General features: G+C 69.4%; 15 protein-coding genes. 7 read left to right on the plus strand and 8 right to left on the minus strand.

Features of this window, described 5'->3' with window-relative positions:
* Positions 1 to 123: 123 nt before the first annotated feature.
* The 3 genes from ACZ6YV_RS37790 to ACZ6YV_RS37800 all read right to left on the minus strand — a co-directional run bounded on the left by ACZ6YV_RS37790 (position 124) and on the right by ACZ6YV_RS37800 (position 5,012).
* Positions 124 to 1,026, minus strand: a complete 903-nt coding sequence (locus ACZ6YV_RS37790) for a helix-turn-helix domain-containing protein (protein WP_465514186.1) — start codon at positions 1,024 to 1,026, stop codon at positions 124 to 126.
* A 221-nt stretch (positions 1,027 to 1,247) separates the two neighbouring features.
* Complete coding sequence (locus tag ACZ6YV_RS37795; RefSeq protein ID WP_465514199.1) at positions 1,248 to 2,693, minus strand: SagB family peptide dehydrogenase; 1,446 nt, start codon at positions 2,691 to 2,693, stop codon at positions 1,248 to 1,250.
* A gap of 42 nt (positions 2,694 to 2,735) precedes the next feature.
* Entirely contained in the window at positions 2,736 to 5,012 is a 2,277-nt protein-coding gene (locus ACZ6YV_RS37800) for a TOMM precursor leader peptide-binding protein (protein WP_465514187.1), read from the minus strand.
* A gap of 224 nt (positions 5,013 to 5,236) precedes the next feature.
* On the opposite strand from ACZ6YV_RS37800, the gene ACZ6YV_RS37805 reads away from it, so the two are divergent.
* From ACZ6YV_RS37805 to ACZ6YV_RS37820, 4 genes are all read left to right on the plus strand, one after another.
* Positions 5,237 to 6,064, plus strand: a complete 828-nt coding sequence (locus ACZ6YV_RS37805; protein ID WP_465514188.1) for an AfsR/SARP family transcriptional regulator — start codon at positions 5,237 to 5,239, stop codon at positions 6,062 to 6,064.
* Positions 6,065 to 6,105: 41 nt separating this feature from the next.
* Positions 6,106 to 6,792 (plus strand): winged helix-turn-helix transcriptional regulator, encoded by a 687-nt coding sequence (locus ACZ6YV_RS37810; protein ID WP_465514189.1) that lies wholly within the window; start codon positions 6,106 to 6,108, stop codon positions 6,790 to 6,792.
* A gap of 159 nt (positions 6,793 to 6,951) precedes the next feature.
* Entirely contained in the window at positions 6,952 to 7,530 is a 579-nt protein-coding gene (locus tag ACZ6YV_RS37815) for a hypothetical protein (RefSeq protein WP_465514190.1), read from the plus strand.
* Complete coding sequence (locus tag ACZ6YV_RS37820) at positions 7,527 to 8,861, plus strand: copper resistance CopC/CopD family protein (RefSeq protein ID WP_465514191.1); 1,335 nt, start codon at positions 7,527 to 7,529, stop codon at positions 8,859 to 8,861. Before ACZ6YV_RS37815 ends, ACZ6YV_RS37820 begins: the two co-directional genes overlap by 4 nt.
* A 1-nt stretch (position 8,862) precedes the next feature.
* Here the strand turns inward: ACZ6YV_RS37820 and ACZ6YV_RS37825 are convergent, their stop codons facing one another.
* The gene (locus ACZ6YV_RS37825) at positions 8,863 to 9,471 is read right to left on the minus strand and encodes a maleylpyruvate isomerase mycothiol-dependent enzyme family protein (protein WP_465514200.1); all 609 of its coding nucleotides are present in this window, start codon (positions 9,469 to 9,471) and stop codon (positions 8,863 to 8,865) included.
* Between the two features lie 321 nt (positions 9,472 to 9,792).
* Here ACZ6YV_RS37825 and ACZ6YV_RS37830 point away from each other — a divergent pair, with 321 nt between their 5' ends.
* Positions 9,793 to 10,455 carry a M protein gene (locus ACZ6YV_RS37830; RefSeq protein WP_465514192.1) on the plus strand — a complete coding sequence of 221 codons (663 nt, stop codon included), beginning with the start codon at positions 9,793 to 9,795 and terminating at the stop codon, positions 10,453 to 10,455.
* Here the strand turns inward: ACZ6YV_RS37830 and ACZ6YV_RS37835 are convergent.
* On the minus strand, positions 10,452 to 10,814 hold the full coding sequence (locus ACZ6YV_RS37835; RefSeq protein ID WP_378237313.1) for a YciI family protein: 363 nt from the start codon (positions 10,812 to 10,814) through the stop codon (positions 10,452 to 10,454). The genes ACZ6YV_RS37830 and ACZ6YV_RS37835 overlap by 4 nt on opposite strands.
* A gap of 168 nt (positions 10,815 to 10,982) precedes the next feature.
* On the opposite strand from ACZ6YV_RS37835, the gene ACZ6YV_RS37840 reads away from it, so the two are divergent.
* Positions 10,983 to 11,264 (plus strand): metal-sensitive transcriptional regulator, encoded by a 282-nt coding sequence (locus tag ACZ6YV_RS37840; protein WP_009081418.1) that lies wholly within the window; start codon positions 10,983 to 10,985, stop codon positions 11,262 to 11,264.
* Here the strand turns inward: ACZ6YV_RS37840 and ACZ6YV_RS37845 are convergent, their stop codons facing one another.
* The 3 genes from ACZ6YV_RS37845 to ACZ6YV_RS37855 are packed head-to-tail and all read right to left on the minus strand — an operon-like array spanning position 11,265 to position 13,845.
* Entirely contained in the window at positions 11,265 to 13,430 is a 2,166-nt protein-coding gene (locus ACZ6YV_RS37845; RefSeq protein WP_465514201.1) for a heavy metal translocating P-type ATPase, read from the minus strand.
* Positions 13,431 to 13,471: 41 nt separating this feature from the next.
* Positions 13,472 to 13,642, minus strand: coding sequence for a hypothetical protein (locus ACZ6YV_RS37850; protein ID WP_378237314.1), 171 nt, complete (start codon positions 13,640 to 13,642; stop codon positions 13,472 to 13,474).
* The gene (locus ACZ6YV_RS37855) at positions 13,639 to 13,845 is read right to left on the minus strand and encodes a heavy-metal-associated domain-containing protein (RefSeq protein ID WP_465514193.1); all 207 of its coding nucleotides are present in this window, start codon (positions 13,843 to 13,845) and stop codon (positions 13,639 to 13,641) included. The genes ACZ6YV_RS37850 and ACZ6YV_RS37855 overlap by 4 nt, the downstream gene beginning before the upstream one ends.
* 96 nt (positions 13,846 to 13,941) lie before the next feature.
* Here ACZ6YV_RS37855 and cobF point away from each other — a divergent pair, with 96 nt between their 5' ends.
* Entirely contained in the window at positions 13,942 to 14,718 is a 777-nt protein-coding gene (gene cobF / locus ACZ6YV_RS37860; protein WP_465514194.1) for a precorrin-6A synthase (deacetylating), read from the plus strand.
* The last annotated feature ends 306 nt before the right edge of the window (positions 14,719 to 15,024 follow it).

A 15,024-nucleotide genomic window follows, 5' to 3' on the forward strand; every position in this document is an offset into this window, starting at 1 on the left:
GTGGATTCGAATTCTGCGGACTGGTTAAAGGCTCACATGCGTGGTGATAAGGCAGCTACTCCACGGTTGCGCCCGCGGTTCTCCCGGTTTGCGAGACCGGGAGAACGCGGGAATAACCCTTGGTCAGGCCGCCGCGCGGAGATAGCCGGGAGCGGGCATGGTCATCCGGTTCCCGGTCGAGGTCGGGCCGCCGGCGAGGGTGATCGCCATCGGCGCGTCGGTCGGCCGCGGGGTGCGCATCGGCATCCGCAGGTGGACCCGGCCGTACCGGGTGATGTCGACGCGGCCGGGCAGGGTGCCCACGGAGAAAGAAGAGGCCGCGGTCCCGGCGGCGTGCTCGGCGACCGCGATGACGGTCCACCGCCCCTCGGGGACGTTCTGGATCTCGATGTCCGCCGACAGGACGTTCGCCCTGCCGCCGAACGCGACCGGGCCGCACTGCGGGATCGACTCGGCGAACAGTCCGATGAGGACACTCGCCGGGCCCGCCCCGCGCGGCGTCTCGACGCGTACGCTGATCGTGCCGGTGCCGCTGCGCATCGTCGCGCAGCCCATTCCGGCGGTGTGCAACGCCTCCAGGGTCGGCAGCCGCTGGAAGTGCGGGGCCAGCGCGACGAGCAGTTCGCCGACCTCGGGGTCACGGTACTGGGTCGGGGTCATCCCGACCGCGCGGGTGAACCGGCTGGTGAACGTGCCGACACTGCTGTAGCCGACGCTGCACACGATGTCCGACACCGTCAACGATGTCGTCAGCAGCAGTCGTTTCGCTTCGAAGAGCCGGATCGCGGTGAGGTACCGGCCGGGGGTGACGCCGGTCGCCTTGGTGAAGATCCGCGAGAAGTGGAACGGGCTGACGAAGACTTCCGATGCCAGGTCGCCCAAGGTGATCGGGTCGAAGTACCGCGCGTGCATCGATGAGATGGCCTGCAGCACCGCGGGTTGCAGGGGAGACGCCGGCTCGGGGAGCCGACCGGGTTCGATGACGCCTTTCTCGTTCGCCGCCGTGGCGACTGTTCGTAGCTGCATCAGACCAACCTCGGATTCGCTGTCGCTTTTCCTCTGCACGCCAGCAAACGCGTCACCGATTTCGGAGCACTCGACACGCGATCGAGACCGACTATGCGCTGGTACTACTCAGCTCTGCGCGATCGGCGAACGGTCGAATCGGAGGCACGAACGGAGACCCTCGCGAGATCCGCCTTCAATCACGCGAGTTCCGCGCTCAATCACGTGAGTTCGCCGTCTGATCACACGGGCAGGTCGAGCACGCATTCGCCCACGCCGACCTCGGCCGGCCATTCGAGCTTAAGCGCGCGGTCGACGCGGTCACCGGCGTCGACCGGGACGGCGTGCGCGGCCAGCCCCATGGCCCTGGCGACGAGGTAGAGCGTCTGCTGCAGCGCGCCGACGTGCGCCAGCGTCGTGGCGTACGCACCGCCACCCAGCACCGACGCCATCCTCGGCATCCGCGCGGTCACGGTGATCAGCGCCGAGGGCCGCCGGTGGTTGCCGCCGCCGATCATCGCCATGTCGAGCATCGCGTCCAGATCGGACTCGTCGTCGTTGACCAGGCTGAGCCGGTGTTCGAGCGGGTCGTAGTGGTAGATCCCACGATCCAGCCCCGAGCAGCGGTTGACCGAGACGTACAGCTCAAGCTCGTACAGGCAGGCGACGCTGAAATACGGCCGCTGCGAGGCACTGTGGACCGGCCCATTAGGGAAGTGCGCGGGCCCGATGGACCGGATCCGCGCGCCACGGAACAGGAACTCGCCGATCTGCTCGGCGGACAGCACGCCCTCGGTGAATTCGGGGCAGGTGTGATCGTTCTCCAGCAACGCCGTCAGCGTCGGATCGGTCGCCGCGCGGTCGGTCAGGTCCGGCCGGTAGAGCGCGTAGACCGGCCCTTCGCCGGTGGCGGCCTTGACCACCGGCGGCTTCCCGATCCCGGGCAGATCGGCCGGGCCACCGGGCCGCCAGGTCCGGCTCGTGGTGTGGAACAACAGCTCGTCCGGGGACCACAGGCTCAGTTCGGGGTCGTCGTCCTCGGCGAACCGGCCTTGTTCCCCGGCGACCTGGACGACGCCCGCGGCGACGAGATAGGACACGATCGCACCGACCACGGTGGGCCCGATTCCCGTCGTGGCCACGATTTCCCCGACCGACTTCGCCGTCGCCAGTGTCGCGGCGACGTGCACGGCCCACGGTTGGTACAGCACCACGCGGTAGCGCGCGGACGGCGACTCCAGCCCCATCCCGTAGGCATCGGAACGCAGGGAACTGAAGCGGGACAACCGGATCGGACGCGTGGCCGGGATCTCCACCGGCACGAAAAGGGGAGCGAGCGCCACCGGGATCACCGACAGCAAAGGTCCCCTGCCGTCGGCGAGGCCGAGCGAGTGCACCACGGAACCGCCGAGTTCCTTGAGCGCCCGCCGCAGCGCGTCGGCGCCCTCGGCCGTCCAGCTCAGCTCGCCTTCGAGATCGGGCTCCCGCTCGACGGGCTCCCACGACGACGTCACGTTCGCCAGCGAGATCGGCCCCAGTGCCATGCGCCGCAACGATTCCCGGACCAGCGGTTCCGCACGATCGAAGTCGTACTCCCCCCAGCGCGTGACGACCACCAGCGTGCCGTCCTCACCGATTTCGACAAGACTGTCGTCGGTGAGCGACCACAAGGGGATCGTCTCGGCCACACCGCCGGGGGGATCTGTCCTCACTTGTCGCTCCAGCCGGATCTACAAGAACATGGGGAAGGGGTTCAGCCGGTCGTACGGGGTCGGTTCGGCGAGCCTGCCCAGCCGCACCGGCACGTCGAACAGCCGGCCGGGGGCGAAGCGGCTCCAGAACGGGCGCAGCCCCGGAACGACCACCCTGACCACCGGAAGATCGATGTCGGGCCTGGTCTGATCCAGCACGAGCGTCTCCATTCCCAGCGCGGAAAGCTTGCGTACCAAGCATTCCACGTCGTCCCGTACGTCGGGCCGCCGGACGAACTTGAAGTCCGCGGCCCGTTTCGCCGACCGTCCCGGCGCCGGCCGCAGATACGGCTGGTTCGCGACCGTGGCGTGCCTGAGCCACTGCGCCGCGTCGGGATCGTCGAGTTCGACGTCGTTCGCGAGCACCGCCGGGATCATCTGGTTGAGCTCGCTGACCGCCCTCCGCAGCGCCGTCCGGGGGTCCAGGTGGGCGCCGAAGCCCATCATGACGTTCTCGCGGGGCCCGGCGATACTCCTGGACAGCGCGACCATGACCGGGATACCGAGATCCGCCGTCACGTCGAGGACCCACAGCTCCCGGCCCGCCCGCGCGTACTGGCCCACCATCTCATCGGCCCACGGGTCGTCGAACGACGCGATGTCGACGCCGGGCACGGGAAGCCGGTTGTACCACCACATCGCGACGGCGTCGCGTTCGACGAGTTCGAGCAGTCCCTGCAGGATCGCGTCCTCGATGCTGCTCCCGGCCGCGCAGCCGTTGGAGTCCGCGCGCATCCCGGTGATCCCGCACTCCGGCGGCACCCCGTAGTAGAGGTACGCCGTCGGCATCAGCTTCCGGCGCTGCTGCGAAAGCGACCACAGCGGCGTCCAGTCGACGGGCCTCTCGGCGTCGAACCGATCGGGGACGTGCTGGAAGATCGCGTGCTTCGCGTTCCATTCGTCGCGGCCCTCGTACTGGCGCTCGTCGAAGAGCATGCACGAGTTCGGGTGGACGGCGTCCTCGCCCAGCGCGCGGAAGGTGTCGCGGATCCGCAGTTCGTCGCCCTGGTAGTTCGCCGAGAACCGTTCGATCGCCTCGCACAGCGCGCCGACCTCGGCGTCGATCGGGCTCGCGCCCTTGCCGCCGTTGTCCCCGCGCAGCCCCGCCTGCAGCCCCGCCTCACCGCGCACGCGGCGCGCGACGTTGAGCCCGGAGCGGTAGGCGTTCACGAACGCCGGCGCCCTCGGGTCGCGGGCGATCTCCTTGACGATGCCGGTGACCGGGCTGACCAGGTGGCCGTAGCGATCGAGCACCTCGACCGGGGTGAGCGTCCGGTGCCCGCCGCCGCCCGACGTCGCCTTCTTGGCCTCCAGCAGCACGATCGGCTCGGCCGTCCGCGCGGCGACGATCCCTTCGTCACCGCATTCCGGGCACTGCGGGCGCCGCCGCAGTTCGTGCAGCCGCCCCTGCAGGTCGAGGGTGTCCAGGATCCACACGGCCTGCTGCCCCGGATAGCGGTGTCCCGCCAGCCATTTGGACGCTTCGAGGGAGATCAGATGCGACGCGGCCGCGGTCAGCGGCGGCACGGCGGGCATCGGGAACGAGGCCGGGCCGTCGTGCCCGAGCACCTCCTGCACGCAAGCCTCCGCGTGCCGATGCCCCCACAGCCGGTTGGTCAGGCAGTGCCAGCAGCCGGACCGGCCGGGCTGCATGATCGGGCCGATCCACACCTGCGAGCCCGACGGCCGGGCCAGCAGCCACGGCCGTCCGGTGCGCCGGTGCTCGGCGTCGATCTCGGCCAGCCTCGGGTCGAGGTAGTCGTCGCACAGCACGATGGCCAGCTCGGAGGCCGTCTCGACCACTTCGATGCCGCTCGCGACGAGCGCGTTCTCCACCTGCGAGGTGTCGACGCCGCGGCCGATCGCGGTCAGGCTCGCCGTCGCCGGCTTCTGGCGGCAGGCCACCGCGGACGCGTCGAGCCCGCACGCGTCCCAGTACGCGAGCGCGCGCGCGTCGCCGCTGAGCTCGTCCGGGACACGGACGGTGACCAGGCCCGCCTCGACCAGCCGGGCCAGGACGCCGGTGACCTGCTCGGCGCTCATCCCCTCCGGGCAGGCGGACAGGAGTCCGTCGAGGTCACGGGTGCCGTCGAGCAGGGCCGCGACCGACGCGACCTGCGCGCCGCGCATCGCGATGACACCCTGTTCCGAGAACAGGTAGGCGCCGTTGCCCTCGCTGATCTCCGCGCGCAGATGCCGTTTGAATCCCAGACCGCCGCTGATCGAGCCGGACCCGTTCGACACTGCCTCGCGCATGGGAACCCCCGTAGGTCGGTGCGGTCCCCGAATCCTGGTGGGCGGAGGCGCGTACCGGCCAGTGCGAGATTCACGGGTCGACCGTGAAAAACCCATGTTTTTCCGGGACGCACGCACGCGGGACCTGGTGGACGGCTCACTGGCCCGGCGCCCCGCCGCTCTGTCACTGTCGACGCACTGGGAAACACAGGTCACGACGCGTATCGAGCTGGAGGGCGCTTGCGATGTACCCCGGATCACGAGTAGCGGACACGCGGCACGGCTCGGCACCCGACCCAGCCCCGGCCCCGGTCCACTTCACCCTCCTCGGCCCGCTCGAACTCCTGCGGGACGGCATCGACTACGCGCCGACGACGCCGAAGCTGTTGCAGGTGCTCGCCATGCTGGTGATGAGCCCCGGGAAGATCGTGCACATCGACACGATCGTCCAGGAACTGTGGGCCAACGACCCGCCGCGCAGCGTCCGCACGACGATGCACACCTATGTCTACCAGCTGCGCCGGTGCATCGACGAGAACGACCTCGCCCCGTACGGCGAGACCATGCTGGCGACGAAACCGCCGGGATACGTGTTCCGGATCGAGCCGCAGCAGGTCGACGTCTTCGAGTTCCAGGCGATGCAGAAGAAGGGCCGGGAGCTTCAGCTACGGGGCGAGCCCGCCGAAGCGGCGAAGGCCTTCCGGTCCGCGCTCGACCTGTGGTCCGGGCCGCCGCTCGCGAACGTCCACTGTGGACCGGTGCTGTCGGCGTACGCGGTCGACCTCGTCGAACAGCGGCGCAGCACCCTGCACCTGCGGATCGAGGCGGACATCGCGGCCGGGATGCGGCACGAGCTGATCGGCGAACTGCGCTCCCTGGTCACCGCGAACCCGCTGGACGAGGCCCTGCACGGCCAGCTGATCCGCGTACTCGGCCGCAGCGGACGGCGATCCGACGCGCTCGCGACCTACCGCCAGGTGCGCTCGAGGCTCAACAATGAGCTGGGCGTCGAACCCTGCGAAGAGCTCCAGGTCCTGCACCACGGCCTGCTCTCCGAGGGCGAACCCGCGTGAAACCCACTGCTGTCACGGCAACCGAAAGTGAGGATCGGCGGATGAGCGGTCGTACCTATGGACAGTTCTGCGGTCTGGCCCGCGCGCTGGAGATCATCGGCGAACGCTGGTCGCTGCTGATCGTCCGTGACCTCGTCCTCGGCCCGAAGCGGTTCACCGAACTGCAGGCAGGCCTGCCCAAGATCCCGGCGAGCACGCTGTCCGCGCGGCTCAACGAACTCGAGCAGTCCGGCGTGCTTCGCCGCCGCCTGCTCCCCCAGCTCGACGCCGCGGTGGTCTACGAGCTCACCGAGTACGGCGGCGAACTCGACCAGATCGTGCTGGACCTCGGCCTCTGGGGCGCGCGCTCGCTCGGCCGTCCGGCTCCCGAGGACGTCTTCACCCTGGACGCGGCGATCCTCTCGCTGTACACGACCTTCCAGAGCGAGAAGGCCAAGGGCATCCAGGCCACCTACGAACTGCACTATCCGGGCGGGATGGTGCTGCACGCGATCATCGAGGACGGCGCGCTCAAGGTCGCGGACGGCGCGCATCCCGATGCCGACGCGATCATCGAACCGCTGGGCCCGTTCATCAAGGACCTGCTGAGCGGGGAGCTCACCGCCGCCGACGCCACGCGGACCGGCAAGGTCCGTATCGAAGGCGCGTTCGAATATCTGGAACTGTTCACCGAATTGTTCCACATTCCCGCCGCGCCCCAGGTGTCTCAAGGAATCGTCATTCGCTGACCAACCGGCGCGGCTTTTCGTCACCCTTTGTACGCCGTTGGGCCGGACGGCGTACTACCGCTGGTCAGATCAGCAATCCGGAGTAACGGAAATCACCGGTTTGCGAGATATCGTCGGTATCCGTCACCGGCCGGATCTTTTCGCCCAAGGAGCCCTTTCATGGCCGCACTCGATTCGCTACGTCCTGGCCCGCTCGCCTCGCTCAACGGGAAATACCACCGTGCGGCGCTCAACATCTTCGCGCTCGTCGTGCTGGCTCACTGGGCGGAGCACCTCGTGCAGGCGTTCCAGATCTACGCCCTCGGCTGGAAGACCTCGGACGCGCGCGGCGTGCTCGGCATCCCGTTCCCCAAGCTGATCAGCTCCGAATGGCTGCACTACGGCTACGCGATCGTCATGCTGGTCTTCCTGTTCGCCCTGCGCAAGGGCTTCGCCGGCCGCTCGCGGCAGTGGTGGAACCTGGCGCTCGGCCTGCAGTTCTGGCACCACATCGAGCATCTGCTCCTGCTGATCCAGGCACAGACCGGCTGGCGTCTCGGCGGCGGCACCGCGCCGAGCAGCATCATCCAGCTGTTCATCCCGCGGGTGGAGCTGCACCTGTTCTACAACACGATCGTCACCATCCCGATGCTCATCGCGATGCTCGTGCACCGGAAGGCCTCCGCCATCGAACGGGAGCTGACCGGCTGCACGTGTGCGCCCGAAAGCCGGCGTGAGCTGGCGGCCGCCGCCTCGTGACCCGGAGGCTCTTCGCGCTCCTCGCCCTGGTGGCGGCTTGGTTGGGGGTCGCGGTGCTCGCCGCGGCCCCGGCCTCCGCCCACGTCGAACTCCTCGCCTCGAACCCCGCCGACGGCGCCCGGCTCACCTCGGCGCCCCCGCTGGTCTCGATCACCCTGTCGGAGAACATCGGCATCCAGCCGAACTCGATCAAGGTCGTCGATCAGCAGGGCACCGACGTCGTGTCCGGTCCGGTGTTCCAGCCGGGTGACGTCGCCGAGCAGGTCGCCGTCAAGCTCGAACCCGATCTCCCCGACGGCAGTTACCTCGTCGAGTACGCCTTCGTCTCGGCCGACTCGCATCCGGTGCGCGGCACGATCGCCTTCGTGCTCGGCACCGGCCCCCTGATCACCTCGGCGGGCGCGGTGTCCGCCTCCACCGGCACCGACCCGGTGACCGACGCGCTGTTCACCACCTTCCGCTGGGGCTCGTTCCTCGGCGTCGCGCTGCTCGGCGGGCTCGTGTTCATGCTGGTCTGCCGTCCGGGCGGCCGGACCGACCCGGCGGCGCGCAAGCTGCTCACCGCAGGTCTGTGGCTCTCGGGGGTCACGGCCGTGGCCGGGTTCCTGCTGCAAGGCCCGTACGTCGCGGGGCGTGGCGCCGGATCGGTCTTCGACCCGGCGCTGATCGAAGCGACCCTGCGGGTGGCGTACGGGAAGCTCCTGCTCCTGCGCCTGGCCGCGATCGTCGCGCTCGCCGTGCTCGTGCGACGACTGCTGGCCGCCGACCTGCCGGACAGGCTGCGGTCGCGCTACGAGAACCTCGGCATCGCCGCCGGGTTCATCGTGATGCTGAGCTTCTCCGCGACCGGGCACGCGGTGGCCGACAAGATCATGTTCCTCTCGGTCAGCGCCGACCTCGCGCACTTCGGCGCGATGGCCGTCTGGGTGGGCGGGCTGATCCAGCTGGCCGTGCTCCTGCGCGGCAAGTACTCGGCGGCGGAGGCCGAGCCGGCGCTGGCGCGGTTCCACCCGATCGCCACCTGGTCGATCGTGGTCATGGTGGTCAGCGGCGCCTACCTCGGCTTCCGGCTCGTCCCGTCGGTGGAAGCGCTCTGGACGTCGGCCTACGGCATCGTCTTCCTGCTGAAGCTGACCGGGTTCGCCGCGTTGCTGCTGGTGGCGAACCTGAGCCGGAACGCGGTGCGCCGCGGGATCTCCGGCCGCGGCGGCACCGGCGTCGTGACCGCCGACCTGCGGAAACTGCGGGTCAGCGTCGGGGTCGAGGTCCTGATCGTTGCCGTGGTGCTCGCACTGGCCGCGGCGCTTTCGTCGATGTCCCCGACCGGCTAGATCACTGTTCGGTCGCTTCCTCCGGCGGGGCGAACGGCCCCCAGGTGAAGGCCCGGAGCCACGGCTCGGGATCGCCAAGCCAGTCCATGGCGGCGATCTGGGCCGGGCTCCGGCGCCCGGCGAGCGACCGGTACACCGCCACCGGCGTGCCCGAGAGCACCGCGGCGACCGGTTCGGTACCGGCGATCCAGGTCGCGCCTTCGATCTCGATCCGCATCCCGGGCAGCCCGTGCTTCCCCAGCGAAGCCCCGAGCCCGCCGACGAGCACTTCGAAACCCCTCAGCCAGGCCGCGTGCGCCTCGGGCGGCGGAGCGCCGAGCGCGTACCGCAGATCGAGTTCGTGGGTGAAGGCGTCCATCACCATGATGTCGCCGCGGCTCTTCCCCTCGCCGTCGGCCGCGAGGAGGGTGTCGGCTTCGGGTCCGCGTTCGGTCCAGAGCCGCAGCAGTCCGGCGGTCGACGCCGTCTCCGGAATCGGGCAGGCCTCGCCGCCGAACCGGGTGATCACCCGGTCGCAGATTTCGGTCAGATGTGCGAGCAGCTCCCGGACGGTCCACTGTGGACAAGCCGGGACGGTCCGCTCGCCCGCGCCCGCGTGATCGGTGAGCAAGATCGAGATGTTCTCTCTGACCTGCCGATATCCTTCGGCCGCGGTCGCCGTATTCCAGCCAGGGACCCGAATTCGGCTGCTCGTCACGCGGCCACCTCCAGTAGGGGTCAAGCGATGGTCGTCCATTCTCCCACCATGGGAAGGATCCCCCTTCTTCCCGCTTGCGCCGGACCGTTCGGCGCAAGATCACCCACCAGTGGCGCGTGTCCTCGCGGCTTCAGGCACACTGGACGGGGAAAGCCCCCGTGCGCAAGGAACTCTGCTGTTCCGACAAGTCTCGCACCGGTGACGGATCGCCCACTGTGGAGGTGACCAATGGAGATGCCCGGCTTCGATCTGGCGTGGCGTGGTTTCAATCGCGCCCAGGTCCGGGAATTCGTTCGCGAGGTGGAAACCGAGTTACGCCGAGCCGCCGCCGAGCGCGACGAAGCGATCCGGCGCGGGGAAGCTCTCGCCGCGAGGCTCACCGCCGCACAAGAGGAAAACCGTGAACTGAAAGCCAGCGTCGACCGGATAAGCCGCGTGCCGATCGCCCCGGACGCGCTGCAGGAGCGCTCGCGCCGGATGCTCGAACTCACCCGCGAAGAAGCCGACGACATCACAGCGCGTGCCGCCGAGGAAGCCGCCAAGGCCGAGGCGGAACGGAAGCAGGTCGCCGAAGATTTCGAGCGCGCCATGACGCTGCGCCGGGCGAAGGCGATGCGCGCGCTCGCCGCACGGGACGAAGCCGCGCAGGCGCGGGCGAGAAAACTGCTCGCAGACGCCACCGAAGGGGGCAAGCGCTTGGTCGCCGAAGCGCGGCAGAAGGCCGATGTGGCCCTCGGCCTGCGCGATGACGTGCTGAAACAGCTGGTCGGCTGCCGCGAACTGCTCGCGGAAGCCGGAACCGTCCTGACGATCACCGCGGATCCGAAGCCCGAAGTGCCCGTTCAGCGCCGGAGCAGGCCCGAGGCCCGCACCGGCACCGAAGCGGCCGCCACCTAAGCGTCGTCCCCGGACGAATACACGACCGGCCGGACCTCCATCGCGTTGATGTGCGCGTCCGGGACCTGGCCCGCGATCTCGATCGCGCGCTCCTTGCTGTCGCATTCGACCAGGTAAAAGCCCGCCAGATACTCCTTCGACTCCGCGAACGGCCCGTCGGTGACCACCGGGACGCCGTCACGCACCCGGACCACCGTGCTCTCCTTCGGCTCCCCCAGCGCCTGCGTCCCGAGCAGCTCGCCGCTGTCGGTCAGCTTCTTCATGAAAGGGTCGATGCGGGCGACCACCTCGTTGCGCTCGTCCTCGGGGAGAGCGTCCCAGGCGGTGGGGTTCATCGTGATCATGATCATGTACTTCATCGGTGTTCCTCCTGGTCATCCGGCCGGGTTCCCGGCCGCTCACACAGGAGTCGGAGCCGCCGGATCGTCCTCGACATCCTGGCACCCGCGAATTTCACCCGCCCGTGACGGATACGTGGGGAGGGTATAGTGGCCGACGGCAAGGAACCACGAGAGAGCGGGTGCGGGATGACGGGCTACGGCAGCGAGCGGGAGGCCTATCTCAAGCGCCTGCGCCGGATCGAGGGACAGATCCGCGGTCTGCAGCGGATGGTCGAAGAGGACAAGTACTGCATCGACATCCTGACCCAGGTGTCCGCGGCCACGAAGGCGCTGCAGTCGTTCTCCCTCGAACTGCTGGACGAGCACCTCGCCACCTGCGTGGTCCAGGCCGCCGCCGCGGGCGGGGAAGAGGCCGACCTCAAGGTCCGGGAGGCGTCCGACGCCATCGCCCGGCTGGTCCGTTCCTGATCAGGCGACGCCGCGGAACCGTCGCAGCCGCAGGCTGTTGCTGACGACGAAGACCGACGAGAACGCCATCGCGGCCCCGGCGATCATGGGGTTGAGCAGGCCGAGCGCGGCCAGCGGCAGCGCGGCGACGTTGTAGGCGAACGCCCAGAACAGGTTGCCCTTGATCGTGCCGAGCGTGCGGCGCGAAAGCCGGATGGCGTCCACGGCCGCACGCAGGTCACCTCGCACCAGCGTCAGGTCACCGGCCTCGATCGCGGCGTCCGTCCCGGTCCCCATCGAGAGGCCGAGGTCCGCCTGCGCGAGCGCGGCCGCGTCGTTGACACCGTCGCCGACCATGGCGACCACACGCCCTTCGGCCTGCAGCCGTTTGACGACATCGACCTTGTCGGCGGGCAGCACCTCCGCGACGACCTCGTCGATCCCGACTTCGGCGGCGACCGCTCGCGCGGAGCCGGTGTTGTCGCCGGTCAGCAGAACCGGCCGGAGCCCGAGCGCCTTCAGCTCGGCGACAGCTTGGGCCGACGTCGGCTTGACCGTGTCGGCGACGACGAGCACACCTCGCGCTTCGCCGTCCCAGGCGACGACGACGGCGGTCGCGCCATGGTCCTCGGAGGCCGTCTTGAGCTGGGCGAACTCGTCTCCGACGGTGATGCCGTGCTGGTCGAGGAGGGTGGAGCGCCCGGCCAGGACGGTCTTGCCCTCGACCTCGCCGACGACACCCAGGCCCTCGACGTTGCGGAACCCGTCGACAGGCGGCAGCTCACCCCAGCGCTCTTCGGCGGCCGCCACGATCGCGCGGGCGATCGGATGTTCGGACGCGTGCTCGACAGCCGCGGCGAGCCGGAGGACGTCGTCGTCGCCGTGGAGGTCGGTGAGGCTCATTTTCCCGGCGGTCACCGTGCCGGTCTTGTCGAGGACGACGGTGTCGACAGCGCGAGTGGACTCGAGCACCTCGGGCCCCTTGATGAGGATGCCCAGTTGCGCGCCGCGGCCGGTGCCGACCAGCAGCGCTGTCGGCGTGGCCAGGCCGAGCGCGCACGGGCAGGCGATGATCAGGACCGCCACGGCGGCGGTGAAGGCGGCGTCCGCCCCGCTGCCCGCCCCGAGCCAGAAGCCGAGCGTGCCGACCGCGAGCGCGATCACCACCGGGACGAACACGGCCGACACCCGGTCGGCGAGCCGCTGGACCCGCGCCTTGCCGTTCTGCGCGTCCTCGACCAGCAGCGCCATCTGCGCGAGCTGAGTGTCCGCGCCGATCCGGGTGGCGCGGACGACGAGCCTGCCGCCCGCGTTGACGGTCCCGCCGACCACGGCGTCGCCGACGGTCACCTCGACCGGGACGGCTTCCCCGGTCAGCATGCTCAGGTCCACCGCGGATCCGCCGTCGGTCACGACGCCGTCGGTGGCGATCTTCTCCCCCGGCCGCACGACGAACTCGTCATCGGCCTTCAGCTCACCGATCGGGACACGGCTCTCGACCCCGTCCCGGAGGAGAGCGACGTCCTTCGCGCCGAGTTCGAGCAGCGCGCGCAGGGCTGCGCCGGAGCGGCGCTTGGACCGGGCCTCGAAGTAGCGGCCGGCGAGGAGGAACGTGGTCACCCCGGCGGCGACCTCGAGGTAGAGGTTGCCCGCGCCGGACCCGCGCTCCATGGTCAGCTCGAAGCCGTGCCGCATCCCGGGTACCCCGGCGGTGCCGAACAGCAGCGCGTACAGCGACCAGAGCGTGGCGGCGACGACGCCGAGTGAGATCAGGGTGTCCATGGTGGCGGCGCCGTGGCGGAAGTTCGTCCAGGCCGGGCGGTGGAACGGCCACGCGCCCCAGGTGACGACGGGCGCGGCCAGGGCCAGCGAGACCCACTGCCAGTAGGTGAACTGCCAGGCCGGGACCATCGCCAGCACGATCACCGGCACCGCGAGCACGGCCGAGACCAGAAGACGCGTCCGAAGCGCGCCGGCCTGGTCTTCGCCCTCTTCGCCCTCTTTGTCGGGCTTTGGCGGCTGGGCCGAGTAGCCCGCGGACTCGACGACACCGACGAGGTCGTCGACCGAGACCGCGGCAGGGAAGTCGACCTGCGCCTTCTCGGTCGCGTAGTTGACCGTGGCGGAGACGCCGTCGACCTTGTTGAGCTTGCGTTCGACCCGAGCGGCACAGGACGCGCAGGTCATCCCGCCGATGGCCAGTTCGACGCGCTGGGATGTCCCGACGCTCACGGCGTGCCTCCCGGGTGTCCCTCGTGATGCCCTTCGTGCACGCTGGTCGGCGCGGGTGGGGGCGGTGCCTCGTCCACCGGCCCGACAGCGGACCCGATCGCCCAGGCGACGACGAACACCGCGACCAGGGCCGCGGCGAACGCCGACACCTTGACGGCGGTGCTCACGAGACGAGCTGGTAACCGGCCTCGGTGACGGCCGCGTCCACGATCTGGACATCGAGCGCGGTGTCGCTGGTGATGGTTACCTTGCCGCCGGCGACGTCCACGTTCACGGCGCTGACGCCCGCGATCTCGCTGACCTCCTCGGTGACGGAGGAGGCGCAGTGCCCGCAGGACATGCCCTTGACGGTGTAGGTGGTTTCGGCCATCGGTGCGAACTCCTCTACAGGACAGGCGAAGCGATCACTTCTTTTATACCCCATGGGGGTAGGGGTGTGCATCGAGGGTGCGGGCACACTGCGGAAATGAGGAAGATCTCCGCCATCGGCATCGGCGCCGGCGACCCGGACCACCTGACCGTCCAGGCCGTCCGGCGACTGAACGAGACCGATGTGTTCTTCGTCCTCGACAAGGGTTCAGAGAAGCAGGACCTGGTGGGACTGCGCCAGGAGATCCTCGACCGGTTCGTCGAGCGGCCCGGCTACCGCGTCGTGCGGGCGCCGGACCCCGAACGCGACCGTACTCCGGACGACTACCGGAAGGCCGTCGCCGACTGGCACCGCCTCCGCACCGACGTCTACGAGACCATGATCGCTTCCCTGGGTCCCGGCGAACGGGGCGCGTTCCTCGTCTGGGGTGACCCTGCGCTCTACGACTCGACCCTGACCCTGCTGGACGCCGTGCTCGCCCGCGGGAACGTCGAGTTCGAGTACGACGTCATCCCCGGGGTCAGCAGCGTGGCCGCGCTGACGTCGCGGCACCGGACCACGATGAACCAGATCGGGCGCCCGGTACTCGTCACGACCGGCCGCCGTCTCCAGGCGGGCTGGCCGGCGGACGTCGACGACGTGTTCGTGATGCTGGACGCGGGATGCACGTTCTCGCGGTTCGCGGACACCGGGCTGGAGATCTACTGGGGCGCATACCTCGGTACGCCCGACGAGCTCCTGCTCTCCGGCCCGCTCTCCGCCGATCTCGCCGCGCGGATCGAGTCCGTACGCGCCGAAGCCCGGTCACGGAAGGGCTGGATCATGGACATCTACCACCTCCGCCGCCCCGTCACCTCACGCCCGAACCCGTAACTCACGAGTCCAGCCCCGTACTTCGCGTGCTTGGGGCCGTAACTCACGTGATTAGAGCCGTGACTCGTGTGATTGGGGCCGGATCTCGCGTGTTCCGGCTCTAATCACAGGTGTTCCGGCTCTGGTCACGCGTGTCACGGGTTCAGGCACGGGTGTGACGGGTTTGGGTATGAGAAAAGGGCTCGGGCTCCGGGAGAACTCGTGGTTCTCAACCGGGGCCCGAGCCCTTTTCTTCTAATGTTAGTCCGGCGGTGTCCTACTCTCCCACAACCCTTCGGTTGCAGTACCATCGGCGCTGTCAGGCTT

Source organism: Amycolatopsis sp. NPDC102522 (assembly GCF_055584485.1).